The following is a 22,704-nucleotide window of genomic DNA, read 5'->3' on the forward strand; positions in this document are numbered from 1 at the left end:
GTTAGATACTGTCACAAGCAAAGACATTCTTTCGGGAGATACAAGGTATGGGTCGGTTATCGAATTTGTCGGTTTCGAAAAAGTTAGCGTTGGGTTTTGCAGCACTGCTGCTACTTTCTCTGGGGGTTATTGGACTGAGTATTTCGCGCCTGAATGCCGTGGCTGATGCCACGCAGCAAATGCTGAAAAGCCCCATCAAAACGGAGCGACTCATCAGCGACTGGGCCCGCAATGTGCGTGCTAGCCTGACCCGCGCCACCGCCATTGCACGCAGTGCAGACAATTCCTTGGTGGACTTCTTCAAAGACGAGCAAACCCAGTCCAGCAAAGAGTCCGCTGAATACATGAAGGCTGTGCAAGCAGAAATGGACAGACCCGATGAACAAGCCCTCATGGCTGACATCGAAGTTCTTCGCAAAAATTATTTGCAAACGCGTGATGAGATATTTGCACTCAAAAAAGAGGGCAAAAACGACGAGGCCATTAAGCTACTAGAAGAGAAGTACACCCCACAAACCGGGCAATACCTGAGCAAGGTGCAAGCCCTGCTCATGGAGCAGCGCAAGCAAGTGGATCAATTTGCAGCCGACATCGATGCCAATCGCCAAGCCAGCAATCTGCTGCTCATGGCCTTAGGCGTAGTGGGTTTGCTTATGGGGGGACTATTCACTTGGCTGCTGGCGGGCACCATTACCAAACCACTGATCCAGGCCACCGATACGGCTGAGCGCGTGGCCTCGGGCGATTTGAGCACAGCCATCCACATCACCAGCAACGACGAAGTCGGCCGCTTACTGGCATCGCTGCAAAAAATGCAAACCAGCCTGATCACCGTGGTGGGCAATGTGCGCCGTGGATCGGATGCGCTAGCGCTGGCCAGCAACGAAATCGCACAGGGCAACCAAGACCTCTCTAGCCGCACCGAAAGCCAAGCCAGCGCGCTGCAACAAACCGCCGCCAGCATGACCCAACTGGGCAGCACCGTACGCCAAAACGCCGACAACGCCATGCAGGCCAACCAACTGGCGCAAAGCGCCAGCACCATTGCAGTGCAAGGCGGCGACATGGTCAGCGATGTGGTGGGCACCATGCGCGGCATCCACGAAGCTAGCAAAAAGATTGGCGACATCATCGGCGTGATCGACAGCATTGCCTTCCAAACCAACATACTGGCCCTGAACGCCGCTGTAGAAGCTGCCCGCGCTGGCGAGCAAGGGCGTGGCTTTGCCGTGGTCGCCAGCGAAGTGCGCGCCCTAGCAGGCCGCAGCGCCGAGGCAGCCAAGGAGATCAAATCACTCATTGGCAACAGCGTGGAATGGGTGGAAAAAGGCACCAACCAAGCCGATCAAGCAGGCCAGATCATGCAAGACGTGGTCAGCAGCATCAAACGCGTAACCGACATCGTGGCCGAAATCAGCGCCGCCAGCACCGAGCAAAGCGCTGGCGTGGAGCAAGTAGGCTCGGCTGTAGCCTCTATCGACCAAACCACCCAACAAAACGCAGCCTTGGTAGAAGAAATGGCCGCCGCTGCAGCCAGCCTACGCAGCCAAGCGGGTGAACTAGTGCAGGCGGTGGGCGTGTTCAAACTCAGCGCATCGGACAAAGTACACAGCGCCATAACCGCCGTTATCCCAGCGCCCAAACGGTTGCTGGCAGTAGCCAAGCCCGCTGGCGGTGGTGATGCGTGGGAAACCTTTTAAGCGCTGGCATTTATCGGGGGTCTGCACCGCATAAAATCGTTCAAATGAGCGCATCTACCCCCGACAACACCAACACCCCCACCACCCACGTCAGCAACTTCCTGCGCCAGATCATCGAGAGCGATCTGGCCAAAGGCACCTACGCCAGCCGCCGCTGGGCTGGGGAGCCCGGCGACGCTGCCCACCATGCCAAGGGCGAGCCCGACCCAGCCAAGATTCGCACCCGCTTTCCGCCCGAGCCCAACGGCTACCTGCATCTGGGCCATGCCAAGAGCATCTGCATCAACTTCGGCCTGGCGCGTGACTACGGCGGCGTGTGCCACCTGCGCTTTGACGACACCAACCCCGAAAAAGAAGACCAAGAGTACGTCGACAGCATCATCGACGCCGTGCGCTGGCTCGGCTTTGACTGGGTGCAAAAAGGCCAAGCCCCCGGCACGGCCAAGCCCTACCAAGCCAGTGACTACTTTGGCTTTATGTACCGCGCAGCGGTGTACCTTATTGAGTCTGGCAACGCCTACGTGGACGAGCAAACGCCCGAAGAAATGCGCGTGAACCGTGGCGACTTTGGCAAGCCCGGCGTGGACAGCCCCTACCGCAACCGCACCCCGGCGGAAAACCTGGCACGTTTTGAAGAAATGAAAAACGGCCAGCACGCTGACGGTGCCATGGTGCTGCGCGCCAAGATCGACATGGCCAGCCCCAACATCAACATGCGTGACCCGGCCATCTACCGTATCAAGCATGCAGAGCACCACAACACGGGCAACACCTGGTGCATCTACCCCATGTACACCTTTGCGCACCCCATAGAGGACGCGCTGGAGCAGATCACCCACAGCATCTGCACGCTGGAGTTTGAAGACCAACGCCCGTTTTACGACTGGCTGCTGGACAAACTGGTGCAAGGCGGCCTGCTGGCAGCCCCATCGCCCCGCCAGTATGAGTTTTCGCGCCTGAACCTGACCTATGTGATCACCAGCAAGCGCAAGCTAGCCCAACTGGTGAACGAGGGCAAGGTACACGGCTGGGACGACCCCCGCATGCCCACCATCGTGGGCCTGCGCCGCCGTGGCTACACGCCCGAAAGCCTGCAACTGTTTGCCGAGCGCATAGGCGTGACCAAGAGCGACAGCTGGATCGACTACAGCACGCTGGAAGGCTGCCTGCGCGAAGACCTGGAAAACAAAGCCCACCGCGGCATGGCCGTGCTGGACCCCGTGAAGCTGGTGCTGACCAACTGGGACGACGTATTTGCCGACAAAGGGGGAGCAGCCTACCTGGAGCCCTGCACCCTGCCCGCCCTGCCCCACCCGCCAGAAGGAACCGAGTCCCCCGTGCGCCACTTCACCATAGGCAAAGAAGTGTGGATAGAGCGCGAAGACTTCGCCGAAGTACCGCCCAAGGGCTACAAGCGCCTCTTCCCCGGCAACAAAGTGCGCCTGAAGGGCGGCTACGTGATCGAGTGCACCGGCTGCAACAAGGACGCCAACGGCACCATAACCGAAGTGCTGGCCACCGTGGTGCCTGACACCAAGAGCGGCACCCCCGGCGCCGACAGCGTGAAAGTGAAAGCCGCCATCACCTGGGTGGGCGTGGCCGACGGTAGACCAGCCGAAGTGCGCATGTACGACCGCCTGTTTAGCGACGCACACCCCGACGCAGGCGGCAAGAACTTCTTGGAAGCGCTCAACCCGAACAGTCTGAAGGTGGTAACAGCCATAGTGGAACCGACCCTAGCCAACGCGCAGCCCGACCAGAAGTTCCAGTTTGAACGGCACGGCTACTTTGTGGCCGACCGCAAAGACCACCAAGCGAACAAGCCGGTGTTTAACTTGGCGGTGGGGTTGAAGGATTCTTGGCAGGCTCCACAGAAATGACTGCCTTCATCTACAAAAATTTAAAGGACCTAGGAAGCGGCTCTTTTGGTCGGGTGTATCTTTCCAAGAACGAGTCTGGTGTCGAAGTCGCAGTTAAGACTTTTGAGCCAAGCCCCGGGGTTCGAGCAGCAATAGCTCAGAATCAAATTGCCGAAGCTGAACTCAAACGCAGATTTTTTGCAGAAGCGAAGTACCAAGCAAAGATCACGCACCCTAACGTAGTCGCGGTTCTAGACAGTAACTTGTCCGACGAACCACCGTTTTTCGTTATGGAGAGAGCGGCGAAGTCACTTGCAGAAGATCTGAAGCTCGATCGCACACTAGGCGGAAAACCAGAAAAAGCACTTTTCGATGTGCTTTCAGGTCTTGAAGCAATTCATGAGCTAGGCATCTACCATCGGGATCTGAAGCCACAGAACGTTCTGCGAATTGAGGGCGCTGATGGAAGTTCTCGTTATGCCATTTCGGACTTTGGGCTAATGAAGGCAACGACAGGCGATTCAACCACTCTCACTGCTACAGGGGCAATGGGGGGAACCGAACGATATGCTGCGCCAGAGTTGATGGGTGACTTCAAAAGAGCAACGGCAAGGTCAGATATTTTTTCATTTGGGGTGTTTTTGTGGGATATCTTCGTAGGGCCTGTTAACAGAGTTCCCTACACAGAAGTCCAGTTTGCTGGTCCGATTGGTCTTGTCGCGGCAAAGTGCACAAAACGCTTACCAGCCCGTCGTTTTGCTTCAGTTGCAGAGCTTCGCTCTGCCTTGTTTGAGTCTTTAGCGCAAGAGCCTCAGCTTTTCTCGTCGTCCAAAGAACAAGACGTATTAAATCTATTGAAGTCAGACGCTCCGCTAAGTGATCAAGAATGGGATCAAGTTTTTTTGGCGCTTGAAGATGCAGATCCAAAAGGAAAGCCGCTCGCAGCAATTCTGCTTGCGTTTACCAAAACACATTTGCATCAGTTGCGAAACGAAGCACCGGATTTACTCGCGGCGTTTTCTAGTTATTACTTAGATTATGTTGACAGAGGAGAAGGTAGTTTCGATTTTGATTATTGTGATGTGATCGCAGACAAGCTAAATTGGCTCTTTGATTTAGGAGAACGCGCGATAAAGGCCAAGGTAATTTTGTCGCTCTTGATTCTGGGCGCTTCACACAACAGATGGAAGGTTGAACACATGTTTATGCGTCTCGCAGGTGCAAACCTTGAGAGCCCGGTTGCGGATCGCATATGCACTGAAGTTGAAGTAAGTGGAATTGCATTTGAAAAATACATTGCACATGTAGAAGGTTCAATTGATGTTAGCCGCAAAAATTTGCATCCGCTGCTCCATCGAATCTGGGAAAAGCCAGATGCATAACCTGCTATCAGCGTTTTTCTCCATTCCTAGAAACGAAGGGTCGGAAAACGCAGATTCGATTGCGTTTAAACAATATGAGGAAAAAACGTTTTGCATCGCACTTGCTGACGGCGTTGGCAAAAGTATTCATGGGCCCGATGCATCTCGAATTGCAACAAATATCGCTACCTCCGAAGCGTTGACGAAAAGCATCCCCGCAATATTCGATGAAGCGCGTAGTGCATTGATTTCAGGTGCATCTAAGACACCAGGGGCTGTCTGGAGTACAACCCTCACAGTTTGCAAAGTTTCCAACTATCGCGCTGTTGTAGGGCATGTGGGAGACGCTCGCCTTTATCACTTGCGAGGGGAAGGAATAGTCACTAGAACTCGTGATCAAACAGAGCTTCAAGCCCTACTCGATGAAGGTGTGATATCCAAAGAACGGGCAAAAAAATATCCACGAAAGAACGTCCTCCTTTCAGCACTCAGCAGTGAATCGAACTACAACTTACAGGTGACTGAGTTTGAAGTCACGGTGGGGGATCGTCTCCTCATAGTTTCTGATGGCGTTTACAAGCAAATACTGCGTCGAGAAATTGCTGAGCTATCAGCTAAAGCGCCATTAGTAGATGTTTTCATTAACAGCTTATGTAGCCTACTAAAGGAGCGCGGAATCGTTGACGACAGCACTGCACTTTGCATTGAACTAGATTAGTTTCTAGTCACTTTGCGTGTTTAGTGTCTCAACTCAACGCGAGACTGAAGTAGTCATGCAATCCCAATCCATCCTCCACTTCTGGTTCACCGAGCTAACCCCCAAGCAGCACTTCGCCAATGACGCTACCTTGAACCAAGCCATCCGCCCCCGCTTCGGCGCCACGCTGGAGGATGCGGCTCCGTGTGAGTTGTTTGCCTAGCGCCCCTCGCCCGAGCGGCGGGAGAAAAGATGTGTACCGCGACACTGCACGCTCCTTTGCACAGGAGGCGCTAGCACAGTAAAGTAGCGCCTCTCGAAGGAGCATTCATGTCCAATACTCAAGCTCTGCAACAACAAATTGCACAACTGCCAGCGCTGGAACGCATCGCGCTGGTAGAAGAAATTCTTCAGGGTCTTGATGCGCCAGATCCCAGCATAGATGCTGCATGGGCAGCAGAAGCAGAGAAGCGCCTTGCTGCCTACCGCGCTGGCAAAGTCAATGCGATTCCCCTATCGGAAGTGATGGCTAAGTACAAGCTGCGATGAATTTCAAGCTGCTACCCGAAGCCCAGGTTGAGCTTGATGAAGCCTATGAATGGTATGCACTGCAAGCAGAAGGTTTGGGAGAGCGTTTCTTAGCTGAACTTATCCATACATTTGGCTTGATACAGCAGTACCCTACGGCATGGCATCCGCTTAGTACCAACACTCGGCGCTGCAGGCTCAAACGCTTTCCATATGGCGTGATCTACGCAATAGAAGCGCAAGAAATCATCATCATTGCAATTGCGCATTTGCACCGCAGACCCAACTACTGGATTGAACGGACTACTTCAGAACCATAAAGCAGTTGATGCCGTACATGCACAGCGAGTCCGCGCTGGTGCACGCGCAAGCCGTGGCCCTGTTTTCGCAGCCGGGCATGGAAGACACCCTGCGTTTTGAGCTGCACCATACTAGGCCGCACCTCCACCCCCGAGGAGCTGGCTTTCTTGAGCGAGCCGGGGTCTAGCTTTTAAGCCTAGCGTTGTTATTAGTTGGCACAGTAAACTCCTGCACATGCTGGCCAAAGACCTACCAACCGACACTTTGCAAGCCACGCGCGCATTCGCCGCGCGGGTAGCCAGCGTGTACCCCACACAGCGCATAGTGCTGTTTGGCAGCCGTGCACGGGGCACTGCACATGCTGAGAGCGATGCCGATGTGGCGGTGGTACTCAAAGGGGAGCCGGGGCACTTTGTCCACACCAAGATGGCGATGAACGACATTGCCTACGACATTTTGCTGGACACAGGTATCCGTATTCAGCCGCTGCCTGTGTGGGAGTCCGAGTGGGCTCACCCTGAAAACTATTCCAACCCCTACCTGCTGCACAACATTGCACGGGATGGGATTGCGGTTTCATGAACGCACAGCGGATTAATCAGCGCGTTCTCGTTGCACCTTGTCAAACCCGGCATATTCCCGGTCGAACTGGGAAGGTCATTCAACAAAGCAGAAGACTTGCGACTGATTGCAGACTACAAAGGCGACCCGCTAGAACCAGAAGATGCACGCTGGGTAGTGACACAAGCTAGCGAGTTTGTAAGCGCTGTTGAAAACCGCTTCTTTAGTCGTTTGAAGTAGCAAGGGGAATCCTCCACTTCTGGTTCACCGAGCTAAGCCCCAAGCAGCACTTCGCCAAAGACGCTGCCTTGGACGAAGCCATCCGCACCCTGTTTTCACAGTAGCGCATGGAAGACTTACTCCAGCAGTTGCCAATTTATATCCAAATAAGTATATTTAACCCATGAAACCAGTGCGCTTCTTGGGCAACTCACTCAAATGCCTGCGGGACTTTCCCGAAGATGCCAAGCAGGATGCGGGCTATCAAATAGACAAAGTGCAACGCGGCGAGCAGCCTGACGACTTCAAACCTATGCCCAGTATTGGCAAAGGGGTTGAAGAGATTCGAATATGGGACGAGTCGGGCACCTATCGGGTGGTGTACACGGCACGCATTGCTGAAGCTGTCATCGTGCTCCATGCATTTCAAAAGAAAACGCAGGCGACACCCAAACGCGATATAGATATTGCCAAAGAGCGTTTCAACAAGTTCATGAAAGGCCTGAAATGACCAAAGCCGAAACCTACACCAGCGTATGGGATGCGCTGGCCGATACGCCCGAGCAGGCGGCTAACCTGCGCACGCGCGCAGAGCTGATGCAGCAAATCGCTGCCATCATCAAAGAGAATGGCTGGATTCAGGCGGAAGCTGCAACGCACTGTGGCATTACCCAGCCGCGCATGAATGACCTACTGCGCGGCCGCGTATCCCGCTTTTCGCTGGATGCCCTTGTCAACATCGCTACAGCCATTGGACGGCGCGTTCACGTTGAACTGGAGCTTACGTAAACAACTAAAAGATGCATCACAGCGCCGAAACTGGCTGCCAACCTGTGTCCATCGCAAAGAGTTGCACCAGACACCTCAGGCCGCACGCACTGCCCGTTAATCCCTGCCATTGCTATAACTTTTATAGCTACTCCAGCTTGCTAGATAAGCTTTAGCGGCCTTTTGATGCATAAATGCCACTAACCTCTCTGGTCTTGTTCGGCTTGCCACTACCATCGGTTTTTTTAAAAGGAGTGGCACCCTATGCAACGTGTTTGGATCAAGGCCGCAGGCGTGGCGGCGTTGTCGGCGGTAGCGTCTGTGGCTAGTGCTCAATCGCTGGACAAGGCTTTTGCGGTATTTACAGCATGCGACGGCAGTTTTTTCAAGGCGCTGGCTACTGACCAAGCCCTGTGGCAGCAGCAAGTGCCGCTGGAGAACAAGGATGGGGTGGCGTGGATCAAGACACCCAACCGCTTGGCCGAAGATGGCAATGTGGTGGAGCTGCCAGCCAAGCCCACGGTGGCGGGACTGACGGTGACGCACTATCTGGACGAGTTTTCTGCCCTGATGCCTGCCGTCATGCCCCGCAGCCATTTTGCGTACTGGGGGTTTAAGGTGAACGGCTCTCTGGAGGCAGTGGCCAGTGCTATCAAACCGCTGGTACAAGATAGCAAGCGGTTGCGTAAAGATGGCGATGTGTATGTACGCACCGAACTGAAGGTGGGCGATTTGCCTTGGCGGGCTGCTGCACTGGCCTCGGGCGTACCACGTCCACTCAATACGGAGCGGGCTTTTCTGCTGGAAACTGACCCGGAGTTGCCCAACACTGTGAAGGTGCTGTGCTCACTGCAGGGCAATGTGAGCGGCGACATGCTAGCTGAGCTACGCCCGGATGTGCCCCGGCATGAGTGGCCCGCTTCGCTAGACCCAGACCTGCTGCAAAAGACAGCGGCCAATGAGGCGGTGCTGGCGCAGTTCAAAGAGGCGCAGGAGAAGAATCCGCTGCTGGTTCCCAAATTCAAGCGCGTGAGTTACACAACGGCTGAAGGCGGTGACAAAAATACGGTGCAGGTCACAGTGCAGACTACGGGTGATGGCTTGCTGGAGGTAACGGAGGACTACGGCGTATTCAAAATGCAGCGCCAGATGCTGGCAGGCTGGATACAGGCCAAAGGACGCATGGGCAAGGTGGGTTCTGTATTTCGCGTGGAAAGCCTAGAACTGGATCTGCCTGATAGCTGGCGCAAGGGCGACAAGCTGCGCTACAGCACCGTGCTACGCGATGTACCACCAGAAGCAGACTCCAAAGAAAAAGCCTACAGCGAGACCTGCGTAGTGGGTGACACGTTTGAAGCCAGCAAGATATTTGCCACCCTGAGCGGCAACGCCATAGCGCTGACGTGTAGCACCAGCGGGCGCGAAAACAAGCAAGCGTTTATCGAATCGCTGGGATTGTTTGTGGATTACACACCGGCATCGGGCTTTTTTGGCAGCGCCAAACCCAAGTACACGCGGTTTACGGTGGAGTGAGCACCAAAAATACCCATTTAGGGTATTGTTAAACCCATTATGGGTATTAAAGAAAACTCATCAGCCATCCCACCCGCCTCAGCGCTGTTTCCCAAAGTGCGCCAGCGGGTGCAAAGCGACAATGCGTTCATTCGCCGTATTTGGCAGCAGCCCAAAATCTGGCTTGTAGGAAGCGAGGCACAACTTGACGCATCCAGCGCTTAAATCCCACTAAGATCACGCCCTTTTGTCAGCCGGGTACGGAGTCAGCATGAGCAAGCCACAGAACAAACCATTCATCATTGGAGTCGCCGGGGGTAGCGGCAGTGGCAAGTCGACGGTGACGCGGCAGGTCTTGGCCTCGGTGGGGGCGGACATGACGGCGGTGCTGTTCCAGGACGATTACTACCTGGACCAAACGCACCTCTCACCCGAGGAGCGCTGCAAGACCAACTACGACCACCCGGAGGCATTTGACTGGCCGCTGATGATGCAGCACGTGCAAGCGCTGCGCAGTGGGCAGGCCATACAGATGCCCACGTACGACTTCACGCAGCACAACCGCGATACGCAAACCATCACGGTGCAGCCAGCGCCCATCATCGTCATAGAGGGCTTGTTTGCGCTGTACGACGCGGAGTTGCGCAAGATGATGTCGCTGAAGATTTTTGTGGATACAGCGGCCGATGTGCGCTTTATCCGCCGCCTGCAGCGCGACGTGGCCGAGCGTGGCCGCACGGCCGACAGCGTGATAGCCCAGTACCTAGAAACGGTGCGCCCCATGCACAAGCAGTTTATTGAACCGACCAAGCGCTACGCCGATGTGATCTTGCCGCATGGGGCCAATGGCCCGGCAGTGGATATCATCACCACCAAGGTGCAAAGTTTGGTCAGCCACCTGAAAAAACCGCAGAGCTAACTCCCTTACCGAAAAGGCCCCATATGCGCGCAGTCCGAATCCTTGGCATCTCTACCGTGGGCTTGGCGCTGGCCTTGCTTAGCGCCTGCTCCAGTACACCCAAACAGGTGCGCCCCAGCTATTTGCTTAGCCAGCAAACCATGGGCAGCCTGAGCGATGTGGGGGTGCTGCTCAACGCCTACCGCACGCCCGAGGCCAAGGCGGCACAAGACAAAGCCAGAAAAGAGCGTCCGCTGTTCAAGCGCGACACAGACGAGGAACGCAATATGGTGAAGGCGGTGGATGCATCGCTCTTTGCCATCAGCCGCATGGACGATGTGGAGAGCACCCAGCCCTACCCCTTGGCGCTGGATCGTCATGGCAGAACCATGCCCTACCTGCTGCTAACGCCCGGTATCTACCGCGTGACGGTGCACTGCAAGTACGCCGACTTGTTTGCCTACATTTCCACCCTGGCACTGGTGAAAAAAGGCCATACCACCACGGTGAGCTGCACGCTCAAGGACGAGGCAACCAAACCGGTTTTTAAAGCCGCTGTAGCCGACCCCGAGGCCACCGCACCAGACTTGCTGAGCATGCCGGTGCATTTTTATTGATGCAACGCCAAGCTACTGCTAGGTCCCCACTAGGTATTAGCCAAAAACCCCAAGGCCCCGCACACCGCAGCCACTTGGGCGGCTATGCATTGCTCGGGCGTGGCGCGGGGGCTGTCGGGATAGACCTCGGTGGCGCTGGTGTAGCGGGCCCCGGTGATGCTGGTGCACAGGCCCATGGGGCCGACGTCGTACTCGATGACGCCGGGCGCTGCCAACGGGGTTCCAAATAGGCCGCCGGATGCGTCGGCCTGCGCGATGTGCGTGACCTGCTCCACCGCCCGCAAGATGGCTTGCTGGAAGGCGGGTTGGGGGTTTTGGCTGTCGTCCACCAGATAAAACCCATCGGGCACTTGGGCGGGCTCAAAGCGCTGGCCGTCGCGGGCAGCAAAGGCGGGGCGGAACTCGCTCTCGTCGGTGTCGGTGGTTTCATGCAGGTCTATGTGGGCCAGCCACTGGCCGTGCAGCGGGGCCACTAGCTGCATGAGAGCGGCAGCCTCGGCTGCAGGGCTGGGCTGCCCGGCTGCGCGAAATGCCCGATTGGGGTCTACCGCGTGGTGGTTCCAGCGCTGGATGCGCTCGTAAGCCCAAGGGCTGACGCAAGGTGCTACCAGTAGATTGAAGCGGTGGGTATAGGCGGCCAAGTCGGCATGGCCTTGTGCCCATAGCTGAGCAAAGCGCAGCGCGCCGTGCACGCCACTGGTTTCGTAGCCGTGCACGCCGCCCGTCACCAGCACCCACGGCAAGCCTGTAGTGGGTTGCTTGCTGCGCAGGGCCTGCAGCGGAAAAAGCTCCTCGGCGTACTGCAGTTGACCGTACTGTTCTAGCTGCCATGGGCTACTGGACGCGGCGGTCAGTGCCTGCAAGGGGGCCAGCACGTCGGCAGCGTAGCTGCGGTGGCGGGTTTGGCGCTGTTGCCACTGGGTACGCTCGGCATCGCCCCACGCTTGGCCAGGGGTGCCTATGGGGTAGCTAGGATATAGAGCGGTTTGAGAAATAGGGTGTTGCATGGGTGTATTGTGGGGGTGTTAAGGTCACACGCTTTCACAAAACAATGAACCCACAAGGAAGGACAGACACCATGGCATCGTTGTTCACCCCCCTGCAAGTAGGCGCGCTGACGCTGCCCAACCGCATCGTTTTGGCACCATTGACCCGCACCCGCGCAGGCATGGAACACCAACCCAACGCGCTGATGGCCGAGTACTACGCCCAGCGCGCCAGCGGTGGCTTGCTCATTACCGAGTGCACCATGATCCAGCCCAATACATCGGCCTTTGTGGCTGAGCCTGGCATTTACTCGGCAGAGCAAATTGCGGGCTGGAAGTTGACCACCGATGCAGTGCACGCCAAGGGCGGTCGTATCTTTGCCCAAATCTGGCACGCAGGCCGTGCGGCCCACCCCAACATGTGCGAGGGCTTGCAGCCCGTATCAGCTACCAACGTGGCCATTGAAGACGTGGTACACACCCCTGCTGGCAAGGTGCCGTATGTGGCGCCACGCCAGTTGAGCGAGAGCGAGATTCCTGCCATCGTGGCGGCCTTTGCCCAAGCGGCCAAGAACGCTATTGCTGCTGGCTTTGACGGCGTGGAAGTGCACGGTGCCAACGGCTACCTGATCGACCAGTTCCTGCGCGATGGCTGCAACCAGCGCACCGATGGCTACGGCGGCAGCCGCGAAAAGCGCGCACGCTTTTTGTTTGAGGTGCTCACTGCGGTGTCTGAGGCGATTGGTGCTGAACGTGTAGGCCTGCGCCTGTCGCTGCTCAACAGCTTTAACAGCATGATCGACAGCGACCCTGTGGGATTGGCTGGCTATTTGGCCGAGGAACTCAACCGCTTCAACCTAGCCTACCTGCACATGATGCGCGCCGACTTTTTCCAAAAGCAAAAGGGCGATGTGATGGCCATCACCCGCGAAAAATACAAGGGCGTGCTGATGGGCAATATGGGCTACAACGCCCAAGAGGCCGAAGAAGCGATTGCCAGTGGCAAGCTCGATGTGGTGGCCTTTGGTACCAGCTTCTTGGCCAATCCAGACTTACCCAAGCGCATCCAAACTGGCGCACCGCTGAACGCGCCCAACCCCAAAACTTTCTACACCCCCGGCCCAGAGGGCTATACCGACTATCCCACTCTGTAACACCATGACCCAACTGACACTGACCTACTTTGACATGCCCGGTGGCCGCGGCGAACCCATCCGCTTGGCGCTGCATCTGGGTGGTATTGCATTTGAAGACAAGCGCTTTGCCTACGCAGACTTTGCGCAAGTACGCGCTACCACCCCACTGGGCCAAGTGCCCACGCTGGAGGTGGACGGCGTGCAGGTGACACAAAGCGATGCGCTGCTGCGCTATGCGGGCAAGCTGGCGGGTCTGTACCCCACCGATCCGTTCCAAGCCCTGCTGTGCGACGAAGTGCTGCAAGGCGCTGAGGATGCCAACATCAAGCTGTCGGCCACCTTTGGTTTGCAAGGCGATGCCCTCAAGCAAGCCCGCGAGGCCTTGGCACACCCCGAAACGGGTGCGCTGCCCAAGTACCTGCGCTGGCTGCAAAGCCTGCTACTGGCCCACGGTGGGCAGTTCTTTGCCGACAACCGCCTAACGATTGCCGACCTGAAGGTGCTGGTGTGGGTCAATGGCTTGCGCTCAGGCCGTTTGGATCACATACCACTGGACATGGTGAACACCGCTGCACCCGAGCTGTTGGCCTACCTGAACCGGATTGCTGCAACACCGGCCATCGCCGCGTGGTACGCACGGTTCAAGGGTTAACCGTCACTTTTTTGCTAGCCGCTTGACCGCAGGCTGCTGCGGTTTATCCAGAGCCGCTTGCATTAGCTGCACCAAACCGTCTGGCCCCACGAGGTGGCCAGCCCCCACCACTACCAGTGCCTGCCCCGCCCCGGGTTGGCGCAGGTAGGCCAGCAGCACAGGCATCCACGTCCGGTTGCGCTGTACCAACAACTGCGCGTACATCTGCGGCGATGTGTCGCGCATATCGTCCAAAAAGTCTTGCGCCAAGGCATCGGCATTGCCACTACGCCAGTGGGTGTAGAGGCGATCCAAGGCATTGCCTCCATGCGCAGTGTCATCCAGCGCTTCAGCCAAGAACTGGTCTTGCAAGGTGGCATCCCAGTTGGCAAACAGGGCTATTTGCTCGCGCAGGGTTTCCAAACCCAGTACCTGCTTGCCCGCTGCCATAGCGCGCTGGCGGATGTGCTCATCCAGCCCGATGCTGGCGTCAAAGCCCTGTTCTTTCAGTTGGGTGGTAGTAACTGTCATAGCTGCCATCCACGGCTGCAAACCTTGGAAGCTGCTAATGGGCAGCTTGCGTTGGCTGCTAAAGGCCTGCAAAGCCTGCCATGTGCTGGGCTGCACAGTCTGCTGCAGCGTTCGGCCCACCGGCTGGGTGCCCGCCTGCAGCATGTAGGTGATTTGCTCCGGGTCGGTCATGGATTCGCTCGATAGCTCCAGATACACCTGCTGCGCAGCGTTCAAGGCGGCATACACGCTGGAGGCCAGCGGGTAGTCATCGGCCTTGAGGGCGTGCATGGAGCCCAACAGGTACAGCGTGCGCTGGCCTTGGGTGACCTGCCACAACAGGGGTTCAGGTGGCACCGCATGGTTTTGGGTTTGGGCATGCAAAGGAGCCAAACCAAGCACCAGCAAACCAAGAAGTAGGATTTTTCTCAACATAGGGCCATGCTAGCATTTGCCGCATGACAAACCCCACCCTGTATACGGCTGTGGCCGAACCCGATGGCATTCAGGTCGATGCCATGTCCGACGAAACCTTGCTGGCCTCGCTCGAGTGGGGTGGAGTGAACTGGCCCAGCTCGTGCCGGGGTGGTAGCTGCCGCACCTGCATTGGCAAGCTGCGCAGTGGGCAAGTGCAATACAGCATCGAGTGGCCTGGCCTGACCGCCGAGGAAAAAGCCGAGGGCTACTGCCTGCCCTGCGTGGCCTACCCGCGCAGCAATGTGGTGGTGGAGCAAGGCTGGTAAGCGCATGAACTGGCAGGCAATATTTCCCCAAGGCTGGTGGCATTACTGGGCCGGTGGCTTGTGCATTGGTGCTGGCACGGCCCTGCTGTTTGTGCTCACTGGCCGCATTGGCGGCATGAGCACGGTGTTTAGCAGCACTTGGTCGTATGTGGTGCGGCGGCCTTTCTTTCAACAAGCGCGCTTTGTCGGCTCTCGCGGCTGGCGCTTGGTGTATGCCGCGGGCTTGCTACTGGGTGCCTATGTCTGGTGGTGCTGGGCGGGGCAGCCTGCACAGCACACGGCGATTGGCCCGCTGCAGTTGCTGCTGGGTGGCGTGCTGGTGGGCTTTGGGGCGCGGCTTGGCAATGGCTGCACCTCAGGCCATGGCATTTGCGGGCTGGGTTCGCTGCAGTGGCCGTCGCTATTGGCGGTGCTCACGTTCATGGCCACGGGCTTTATTTCGGCCAATGTGGTGGCGTATTGTTTTCAAGGGTGGTTGGCATGACGCAGTGGGTGACAGTAGGCAAAGCATTGGCCACTTTGCTGGCGGGCGTCTTGTTTGGCTTTGGGCTGTCGTACTCCACCATGATCCAGCCTGAGGTGGTGCTGTCGTTTTTGCGCCTGCACGATGCCGGGCTGATGCTGGTGATGGGAGGTGCGGTAGCCGTGGTACTACTGACCTACCAGCTAGCACCCCGCTGGCTGCGCAGGCCGCTGTGGGATACGCATTTTCATACCCACCCCAGCACATGGAACCGCCAAACGGCGGTGGGAGCGGCTATTTTTGGTATCGGCTGGGGCTTGTGTGGCGTCTGTCCCGGCCCTGCCATTGCGGCACTGGGGACGGGCCACTGGGACATAGCATGGGCGCTGGTCGGCATCGCCCTCGGCGCCCTGCTGCAGGGGTGGTTTAGCGCGCCACCAGCACAGGAATAGGCGACTCGGCCACCACGCGGCCAGCCACGCTGCCGAGCATGAGTCGGACAATGCCGGTGCGGCCATGCGAACCCATGATGATGAGATCAGCGTCTTCACTTTTGGCTGCTTCCACAATGCCGATGGCTGCCGTCATGTCTTGCAAAGTGCGCTTGTTCAAACCGGTATAACCCGCTTCGGCGCAAAACGTTTCCACCGTGGCATGCGCCTCAGCAGCCACTTTTTCAGCAGCGACCATATAGGCTTGGTAACCCTCGGGGTTCACGGGGCCTACCCCCACAAAAGGATAGGGATCGGTCACGTAGAGAGCGGTCAGCTTGGCGTTGTGCAGCTTGGCCATTTGCACTGCCATCTTGGCGGCGTGCTCAGAAGTGGCTGAACCGTCAGTTGCTACGAGAATGTGTTTGAACATATTGGCCTCCTTCAAATAACAAGTGGGTATGCCTGTTATGGTGCGCCTTGCTAGGGCTGGAGGCCTTGATCCAAGTCATGGCTTGGGTGTGCTGGGCATCAACTCCTTCCACACTTGCCGCAAATGCTGCAGCTTGGGGTTGATGACGGCTTGGCAATAGCCGTAGTTGGGGTTACGGGCATAAAAGTCTTGGTGGTAATCCTCTGCTGGCCAGTAGTTATGCAAAGGCATTACCTCTGTAACGATGGGGGCATCAAACGCATCAGACTGGCGCACACTGTCCACAAAGGCCTGCACTTGAGGCAACTGTTCAGGACTAGTGGTGTAAATGCCACTGCGATACTGGGTGCCTACGTCATGCCCTTGGCGGTTGAGCGTGGTGGGATCGTGGATGGTAAAAAATATGCTCAGTATTTGCCGCAAGCTGATGCGCGCTGGGTCATAGTGCAACAGCACTACCTCGGCGTGCCCCGTGTCGCCACGGCACACATCTTCGTAGCCAGGCTGGTGCTGCTGCCCATTGCTGTAACCGCTTTGCACCGACAGTACACCCGGCACTTGGGCGTACACAGCATCTAGGCACCAAAAACATCCCCCACCTAAGGCCAAGGATGGGGTAGTGGTAGCTTGCATAAAAACCTCCGATTTGACCAAATGCGCAAGGATGTATAAACTACTGACCAGTTAGTCATTAATACTTTTCATCATGATCCCCACAATAGCAGACACCTTGTGCACCGCTAAACGCAGCCGCCGCAAAGAAGCACGGCCAGGCGAACTACTGAGTGCTGCCATGACATTGTTCACAGAAAAAGGATTTGCTGCCACGCGCGTGGAAGACATCGCCAAGCGCGCTGGGGTTTCTAAAGGCACCCTGTTCTTGTATTTCAGCAGCAAAGAAGATCTGTTCAAAGCAGTGGTTCGCGAAAACATTCAAGGCCGCTTCAGTGAGTGGCGAGAAATGATCGACACCTTTGAAGGCAGTACGCGCGAGCTCATCCACACCTGCACCCAACAGTGGTGGGAGCACATGGTCAACACCAATGCGGCAGGCATTGACTTGGTGCTCATCAACGAGGGGGAGCACTTTCCCGACTTGGTGCATTTCTACCAAACAGAAGTCATGATGCCCGGTCACGCACTGGTGCGCACCGTCATTGAGCGCGGTATTGCCAAAGGGGAATTTCGGCCACTCAATGCCGAATACGCCACCTATTCTTTGGTGGCATTAATGAACTTTATGAATCTGGTGAAACACAAACCAGCGTTCGTATTGCCACAAATTCGCTCGCTCGATATGACACACTACTTGGCGACCCAAGTGGACTACATATTGCATGGCTTTAACGCGCCAAGCGCCCCCTAAAAGGAACGATTTCATGAAGCGCTGGTTTGGCTGGATCGCACTGGTAGTAGTAGTGGCCCTCTTGGCTGCTGGGGTGGTACGCGCCTTGGCATCGCGCAAAGCCCAACAAGACGCCTTGCAACAGCAAACTGCATCCATGCAACAAGCCGCCACGTTGCAGATACGCTCGAGCGATATCGTGACCGCGCAAGAGCTAGAGCTAACACAAACTTTGCCTTTAACCGGCACGATCAAGGCGGCCAATACTGCCATCGTGAAGGCCCGCGTCAGTGGCGAACTGCAAGACCTGAGCGTGCGCGAGGGCGATTTTGTCAAAGCAGGCCAAGTGCTGGCCCGCGTGGTATCGAGCGAATACGCCGCCCGTGTGCAGCAGGCCCAGCAGCAAGCACAAGCAGCTCAAACGCAAGTAGACATCGCTCAGCGTAACTACGACAACAACAAAGCGTTGGTTAACCAAGGTTTTATTTCCCCCACAGCACTGCAAAGCTCTCTGGCGACGCTGCAAGGCGCACAAGCCACCTACCAAGCTGCCTTGGCAGCGGTAGACGTGAACCGCCAAGCCGCCAATGACTCCGTTTTGCGCGCACCCATCAGTGGGCAAATATCCCAACGCATGGCACAGCCCGGTGAACGCGTGGCTCCCGATGCACGTATCGTGGAAGTAGTGGACTTATCCAAACTAGAACTTGAGGCCACATTGGAGCCTGCCCAGTCACTGCAAGTACGAGTGGGACAAACTGCCCAACTGCATGTTGATGGCAGTACAGATCTGATGGATGCCAAGATCATGCGCATCAACCCCGCTGCACAAGCCGGTAGCCGTGCCGTATTGGCTTATTTGTCACTGCCATCCAGTGCTGGCTTGCGCCAAGGTTTGTTCATGCAAGGCCAACTGCTTCTGGGGAAAGCCAAGGGCGTGGCCCTGCCACTGGATGCTGTGCGCACCGACAAACCAGCGCCCTATGTGCAGTGGTTGGATAAAAACACCGTACAACACCAAAACGTGCAAGTAACAACCCAAGGCTTGTGGAAACAACAACCCTACGTGCTGGTGCAAGGCCTGCGCGCTGGCGTCCCTGTGTTGATGGGCTCCGTTGGCACGCTGCGTGCCGGCACTCCGGCACAAGAGCAAGGTGGCCATTAAATGTGGTTCACGCGCCTGAGCCTGAAAAACCCTGTCATGGCCACCATGGTCATGCTGGCCTTGGTGGTGCTGGGTTTGTTCTCCCTGCAACGCCTGCAGGTAGACCAGTTCCCCAACATCGATTTCCCGGTGGTGGTGGTGGTGACCGACTACCCCGGAGCTGGGGCGGAAATTGTCGAAAGTGAAGTCAGTAAAAAGATTGAAGAAGGCGTGAACTCGATTGCCGGCATCAACGCCCTGACCTCGCGCAGTTATGACGAGCAGAGTGTGGTCATCATCGAATTTGGTTTGCACATCGATGGACGCAAAGCAGCCGATGATGTGCGCGAGAAAGTAGCCGCCGTCAAACCCAACCTGCGCACCGAAGTGAAAGAGCCGCGTGTGCTGCGCTTTGACCCCGCATCACGGGCTATTTGGTCGGTAGCCGTGTTGCCAACAGCCGACGCACAAGGCAAGGCCATGAGTGCTGTGGAATTGACCAGCTGGGCCGATCAAGTGCTGAAAAAACGCTTTGAAAACGTGCGAGGGGTAGGCTCTGCCACCTTGGTGGGCGCAACAGATAGGCAAATCAACATCTACCTCAATGCCCAAGCGCTCGAGGCGTATGGCGTGACCCCCGACCAAGTGATGGCGGCAGTACGCAACGATAACCAAGACTTTCCAGTAGGCACATTGCGCACCCGTAACAGCGAGCGGGTGATACAGGTGCAAGGTCGTTTGGATCGACCGCAAGATTTTGGCGACATCATTGTGGTGCGTAAAAACGGCTCTCCAATACGCCTAAGCCAGTTGGCTCGCGTGGTTGATGGCCCCAAAGAAGCAGAAAGCCTTGCTCTGTACAACGGCCAGCGCACACTGGTGCTCAATATCCAAAAAGCACAAGATGAAAACACCATTGCTGTAGTGGATGGGCTCAAACGCACGCTGGCTGACATGCAAACCCAGCTCCCTCCCGGCATTCGCTTGGAGCCCATTACCGACGGCTCACGCCAGATTCGCGTCTCGGTGCAAAACGTGCGCCAAACCCTGATCGAAGGCGCGCTGCTGACGGTGTTGATCGTGTTCTTGTTCCTCAACTCGTGGCGCTCCACCATCATCACGGGCTTGGCTCTGCCCATTGCCATCATCGGTACCTTCTGGTTCATGAGCATGTGGGGCTTTACCATCAACATGATCACGCTCATGGCCTTGTCGCTGTGCGTGGGCTTGTTGATTGACGATGCCATCGTGGTGCGCGAGAACATCGTGCGCCACGTGCAAATGGGCAAGAGCGCCTACCAAGCGGCGTTGGACGGTACCCAAGAAATAGGCCTTGCAGTGCTGGCCACCACCCTATCCATCGTGGCAGTGTTCCTGCCCATCGGATTCATGGGTGGCATCATCGGCAAGTTCTTCCACGAGTTTGGCCTGACCATTGTGGCAGCGGTGCTTATTTCCATGTTTGTCAGCTTCACGCTCGACCCCATGCTCTCCTCGCTCTGGCACGACCCCAGCATCAGCCACGAAACACCAGGCAACAGCCTGTACAACCGCACACTGGGCCGCATCACACGGTGGTTTGAACACGGCACAGACGCGCTGGCTGCGCTCTACCAACGCATACTGGGTTGGTCTTTGCGCCACCGCTTGGCCACTGTTGGGATTGCTGTGGTCACGTTCGTAGGCAGCATTTTCATGGTGCCGCTGCTAGGAACTGAATTTGTCCCCAAGGCAGACTTTTCCGAAACCACCGTCAACTTTTACACGCCCGTAGGTTCATCCTTGGAAGTCACCGAAGCACGCGCCAAAGAAGTCGAGTCCGTGCTACGCGAGTTTCCCGAGGTGCGCTACACACTCACCACCATCAACAGTGGCAACGCCCAAGGCAAGATGTACGCCAGCATTTATGTGCGCTTGGTTGACCGCAAAGAGCGCCAGCGCAGCGTAGACCAAGTATCGGCCCTGCTGCGCGAGCGACTGCGCCAAGTACCGGGCATTACAGTCACCCATGCTGGTTTAATGGACTCGGTAGGTGGACAAAAACAAATTCTGTTCTCGGTATTGGGCGCTGATATGGGAGAGCTTGAACGCATCAACCAGCGAGTGCTAGAGCAAGTGCGCATGGTGCCGGGCTTGGTGGATTTGGACTCCAGCCTCAAGGCCGACAAACCCACCATCGACATCATGGTGCGCCGCGATGCGGCATCGGACTTGGGCTTATCCAACGCTCAAGTGGGCAACGCGCTACGTCCTCTATTGGCTGGCACCAGTGTCGGTAACTGGCGCGCTCCCGACAGCCAAACCTACGATGTCAACGTCCGCTTGTTACCCGAACAGCGTACTGATTTAGGGCAGTTACAACGCACTCCCTTCACCGTCGGCACAGACAGCAATGGCAATCCCCGTGTAGTGCCTTTGGGTCAGGTAGCACAACTGCACGAATCCACGGGTGTTAGCCAAGTCAACCGCCGTGACCTGACACGCGAAATTGCTTTCAGTGCCAACGTCTATGGCCGCTCAGCCGGCGAAGTGTCGGCAGACATCCGCAAGATCATGGATGGCATGCAACTGCCTCCGGGCTACAGCTACAAATTCAGCGGCTCTACCAAAGACATGGCCGAAGCCTTTGGCTACGCCATCTCAGCACTGGCCATGGCGGTCATCTTCATTTACATGATTTTGGCCAGCCAGTTCCGCAGCTTTGTACAGCCCTTGGCGCTCATGACCTCGCTGCCGCTCACCCTCATTGGCGTGGTGCTGGCTCTGCTCATGTTCCACTCCACGCTGTCCATGTTCTCCATCATCGGCATCATCATGCTCATGGGTTTGGTGACCAAAAACGCCATTTTGTTGGTGGACTTTGCCATCCGTGCCCGTGCCGATGGGATGTCCCGCGAAGACGCCTTGCTGATGGCTGCCAAAGTACGACTGCGCCCCATCTTGATGACTACGCTGGCCATGGTTTTTGGCATGATTCCCTTGGCTTTCGCCCTGAGTGAAGGCGCCGAAGTGCGCGCCCCCATGGGTCAAGCCGTGATAGGTGGCGTTATCACCTCTTCGCTTCTTACCTTGGTGGTGGTACCAGTGGTGTACTGCTACTTGGAAGACTTCACGCTGTGGCTGCGCCGCTTGCGCAAGCCCAGTGCCCATTAACCCCGCAAACAACGAACTACTTCTCAGGAGTACGCACTATGAACTTTGCACAAGCCCGCTTCAACATGATTGAGCAACAAATCCGCCCATGGAACGTGTCCGACCCGACTGTTCTCGATTTGCTGGGTGTACTGCCACGCGAAAACTTTGCCCCCGAGGCATACAAGCTGCTGGCCTACGCCGATGTCGAGTTGCCTTTGCCTGCTGGACAAACGATGTTGTTTCCTCGCATGGAAGCCCGCATGCTGCAAGACTTGGCCTTGCAACACAGCGACCGTGTGCTCGAAATCGGTGCTGGCTCTGGCTACATGGCTGCCTTGCTGGCCCAGAAGGCCCGCGAAGTGGTCAGCGTGGAAATTGAGCCCGAACTGGTGGCACTGGCACAGCGCAATATCAGTCAAGCGGGTATCCGCAACGTGAGCATCCACCATGCCGACGGCGCAGCCTTACCCGATAGCCTAGGCAATTTTGACGCCATCGTGCTCAGTGGCTCTGTGGGTGCTGTACCTCCTTCTTTGCTGCAGCGTCTGCAACCCCAAGGCCGTTTGGTTGCCATCGTGGGCGACGACGTAGAAGCCCACGCCACGATTTACATCCGCAACGCGCACGGTGGCTTCAGCGTGCGCAAACCATGGGACTGCAATGCCCCTCGCCTGCGTCACTTTGCTGAAGCCAGCACCTTCCAACTCTGATCTTTTCGACTGGATTT

Annotated in this window: 26 protein-coding genes; 22 read left to right on the forward strand and 4 right to left on the reverse strand. The window is 56.8% G+C overall.

Features of this window, described 5'->3' with window-relative positions; translation table 11 throughout:
• Positions 1 to 47: 47 nt before the first annotated feature.
• From KIK84_RS11480 to KIK84_RS11540, 13 genes are all read left to right on the forward strand, one after another.
• Entirely contained in the window at positions 48 to 1,700 is a 1,653-nt protein-coding gene (locus KIK84_RS11480; RefSeq protein ID WP_214123228.1) for a methyl-accepting chemotaxis protein, read from the forward strand.
• Positions 1,701 to 1,744: 44 nt separating this feature from the next.
• On the forward strand, positions 1,745 to 3,580 hold the full coding sequence (locus KIK84_RS11485; RefSeq protein ID WP_214123229.1) for a glutamine--tRNA ligase/YqeY domain fusion protein: 1,836 nt from the start codon (positions 1,745 to 1,747) through the stop codon (positions 3,578 to 3,580).
• Complete coding sequence (locus KIK84_RS11490; protein ID WP_214123230.1) at positions 3,577 to 4,941, forward strand: serine/threonine-protein kinase; 1,365 nt, start codon at positions 3,577 to 3,579, stop codon at positions 4,939 to 4,941. The genes KIK84_RS11485 and KIK84_RS11490 overlap by 4 nt, the downstream gene beginning before the upstream one ends.
• The gene (locus KIK84_RS11495; protein WP_214123231.1) at positions 4,934 to 5,638 is read left to right on the forward strand and encodes a PP2C family protein-serine/threonine phosphatase; all 705 of its coding nucleotides are present in this window, start codon (positions 4,934 to 4,936) and stop codon (positions 5,636 to 5,638) included. The genes KIK84_RS11490 and KIK84_RS11495 overlap by 8 nt, the downstream gene beginning before the upstream one ends.
• Before the next feature lie 55 nt (positions 5,639 to 5,693).
• The gene (locus KIK84_RS11500) at positions 5,694 to 5,840 is read left to right on the forward strand and encodes a hypothetical protein (RefSeq protein WP_214123232.1); all 147 of its coding nucleotides are present in this window, start codon (positions 5,694 to 5,696) and stop codon (positions 5,838 to 5,840) included.
• 107 nt (positions 5,841 to 5,947) lie between these two features.
• Positions 5,948 to 6,166, forward strand: a complete 219-nt coding sequence (locus KIK84_RS11505; protein WP_214123233.1) for an addiction module protein — start codon at positions 5,948 to 5,950, stop codon at positions 6,164 to 6,166.
• Positions 6,163 to 6,465 carry a type II toxin-antitoxin system RelE/ParE family toxin gene (locus KIK84_RS11510; protein ID WP_214123234.1) on the forward strand — a complete coding sequence of 101 codons (303 nt, stop codon included), beginning with the start codon at positions 6,163 to 6,165 and terminating at the stop codon, positions 6,463 to 6,465. The genes KIK84_RS11505 and KIK84_RS11510 overlap by 4 nt, the downstream gene beginning before the upstream one ends.
• Before the next feature lie 214 nt (positions 6,466 to 6,679).
• Positions 6,680 to 7,027, forward strand: a complete 348-nt coding sequence (locus tag KIK84_RS11515) for a nucleotidyltransferase domain-containing protein (RefSeq protein WP_214123235.1) — start codon at positions 6,680 to 6,682, stop codon at positions 7,025 to 7,027.
• Between the two features lie 382 nt (positions 7,028 to 7,409).
• The gene (locus tag KIK84_RS11520; RefSeq protein ID WP_214123236.1) at positions 7,410 to 7,736 is read left to right on the forward strand and encodes a type II toxin-antitoxin system RelE/ParE family toxin; all 327 of its coding nucleotides are present in this window, start codon (positions 7,410 to 7,412) and stop codon (positions 7,734 to 7,736) included.
• Complete coding sequence (locus KIK84_RS11525) at positions 7,733 to 8,014, forward strand: helix-turn-helix domain-containing protein (protein WP_214123237.1); 282 nt, start codon at positions 7,733 to 7,735, stop codon at positions 8,012 to 8,014. The genes KIK84_RS11520 and KIK84_RS11525 overlap by 4 nt, the downstream gene beginning before the upstream one ends.
• Positions 8,015 to 8,257: 243 nt before the next feature.
• Complete coding sequence (locus tag KIK84_RS11530) at positions 8,258 to 9,526, forward strand: hypothetical protein (RefSeq protein ID WP_214123238.1); 1,269 nt, start codon at positions 8,258 to 8,260, stop codon at positions 9,524 to 9,526.
• A gap of 250 nt (positions 9,527 to 9,776) precedes the next feature.
• Positions 9,777 to 10,424, forward strand: a complete 648-nt coding sequence (udk, locus tag KIK84_RS11535) for a uridine kinase (protein WP_214123239.1) — start codon at positions 9,777 to 9,779, stop codon at positions 10,422 to 10,424.
• A gap of 23 nt (positions 10,425 to 10,447) precedes the next feature.
• Positions 10,448 to 11,020, forward strand: a complete 573-nt coding sequence (locus KIK84_RS11540; protein ID WP_214123240.1) for a hypothetical protein — start codon at positions 10,448 to 10,450, stop codon at positions 11,018 to 11,020.
• Between the two features lie 29 nt (positions 11,021 to 11,049).
• On the opposite strand, the gene KIK84_RS11545 is transcribed toward KIK84_RS11540, so the two are convergent.
• The gene (locus KIK84_RS11545; RefSeq protein WP_214123241.1) at positions 11,050 to 12,027 is read right to left on the reverse strand and encodes a M14 family metallopeptidase; all 978 of its coding nucleotides are present in this window, start codon (positions 12,025 to 12,027) and stop codon (positions 11,050 to 11,052) included.
• Positions 12,028 to 12,098: 71 nt separating this feature from the next.
• Here KIK84_RS11545 and KIK84_RS11550 point away from each other — a divergent pair, with 71 nt between their 5' ends.
• The gene (locus tag KIK84_RS11550; RefSeq protein ID WP_214123242.1) at positions 12,099 to 13,160 is read left to right on the forward strand and encodes an alkene reductase; all 1,062 of its coding nucleotides are present in this window, start codon (positions 12,099 to 12,101) and stop codon (positions 13,158 to 13,160) included.
• Positions 13,161 to 13,164: 4 nt separating this feature from the next.
• A complete protein-coding gene (locus KIK84_RS11555) occupies positions 13,165 to 13,794 on the forward strand; it encodes a glutathione S-transferase (RefSeq protein ID WP_214123243.1) in 630 nt (209 codons plus the stop codon).
• A 3-nt stretch (positions 13,795 to 13,797) separates the two neighbouring features.
• Here the strand turns inward: KIK84_RS11555 and KIK84_RS11560 are convergent, their stop codons facing one another.
• Positions 13,798 to 14,718, reverse strand: coding sequence for a TraB/GumN family protein (locus KIK84_RS11560; protein WP_214123244.1), 921 nt, complete (start codon positions 14,716 to 14,718; stop codon positions 13,798 to 13,800).
• A gap of 23 nt (positions 14,719 to 14,741) precedes the next feature.
• Between KIK84_RS11560 and KIK84_RS11565 the strand changes: the two genes are divergently transcribed.
• Genes KIK84_RS11565 through KIK84_RS11575 form a run of 3 tightly spaced genes read left to right on the forward strand, consistent with a single transcriptional unit; the run spans position 14,742 to position 15,941 of the window.
• Complete coding sequence (locus KIK84_RS11565) at positions 14,742 to 15,026, forward strand: 2Fe-2S iron-sulfur cluster-binding protein (RefSeq protein WP_214123245.1); 285 nt, start codon at positions 14,742 to 14,744, stop codon at positions 15,024 to 15,026.
• 4 nt (positions 15,027 to 15,030) lie between these two features.
• Positions 15,031 to 15,510 carry a YeeE/YedE family protein gene (locus KIK84_RS11570; RefSeq protein ID WP_214123246.1) on the forward strand — a complete coding sequence of 160 codons (480 nt, stop codon included), beginning with the start codon at positions 15,031 to 15,033 and terminating at the stop codon, positions 15,508 to 15,510.
• The gene (locus tag KIK84_RS11575) at positions 15,507 to 15,941 is read left to right on the forward strand and encodes a DUF6691 family protein (RefSeq protein WP_214123247.1); all 435 of its coding nucleotides are present in this window, start codon (positions 15,507 to 15,509) and stop codon (positions 15,939 to 15,941) included. The genes KIK84_RS11570 and KIK84_RS11575 overlap by 4 nt, the downstream gene beginning before the upstream one ends.
• Here KIK84_RS11575 and KIK84_RS11580 read toward each other — a convergent pair.
• Both KIK84_RS11580 and msrA read right to left on the reverse strand, forming a co-directional pair.
• Positions 15,916 to 16,353, reverse strand: coding sequence for a universal stress protein (locus KIK84_RS11580; RefSeq protein WP_214123248.1), 438 nt, complete (start codon positions 16,351 to 16,353; stop codon positions 15,916 to 15,918). The two genes, KIK84_RS11575 and KIK84_RS11580, sit on opposite strands and share 26 nt — an antisense overlap.
• Positions 16,354 to 16,428: 75 nt before the next feature.
• On the reverse strand, positions 16,429 to 16,986 hold the full coding sequence (gene msrA, locus KIK84_RS11585) for a peptide-methionine (S)-S-oxide reductase MsrA (RefSeq protein WP_214123249.1): 558 nt from the start codon (positions 16,984 to 16,986) through the stop codon (positions 16,429 to 16,431).
• Between the two features lie 73 nt (positions 16,987 to 17,059).
• On the opposite strand from msrA, the gene KIK84_RS11590 reads away from it, so the two are divergent.
• From KIK84_RS11590 to KIK84_RS11605, 4 genes are read left to right on the forward strand one after another with little or no spacing between them, the layout of a single operon-like run.
• Positions 17,060 to 17,719, forward strand: coding sequence for a TetR/AcrR family transcriptional regulator (locus KIK84_RS11590; RefSeq protein WP_214123250.1), 660 nt, complete (start codon positions 17,060 to 17,062; stop codon positions 17,717 to 17,719).
• Positions 17,720 to 17,732: 13 nt separating this feature from the next.
• Entirely contained in the window at positions 17,733 to 18,863 is a 1,131-nt protein-coding gene (locus KIK84_RS11595) for an efflux RND transporter periplasmic adaptor subunit (protein ID WP_214123251.1), read from the forward strand.
• A complete protein-coding gene (locus KIK84_RS11600; RefSeq protein WP_214123252.1) occupies positions 18,864 to 21,995 on the forward strand; it encodes an efflux RND transporter permease subunit in 3,132 nt (1,043 codons plus the stop codon). It begins immediately after the preceding gene.
• 38 nt (positions 21,996 to 22,033) lie between these two features.
• Entirely contained in the window at positions 22,034 to 22,687 is a 654-nt protein-coding gene (locus tag KIK84_RS11605) for a protein-L-isoaspartate O-methyltransferase family protein (RefSeq protein ID WP_214123253.1), read from the forward strand.
• Positions 22,688 to 22,704: the final 17 nt, after the last annotated feature.

This window comes from Curvibacter sp. CHRR-16 (assembly GCF_018474005.1).
GTDB lineage: Bacteria > Pseudomonadota > Gammaproteobacteria > Burkholderiales > Burkholderiaceae_C > Allorhodoferax.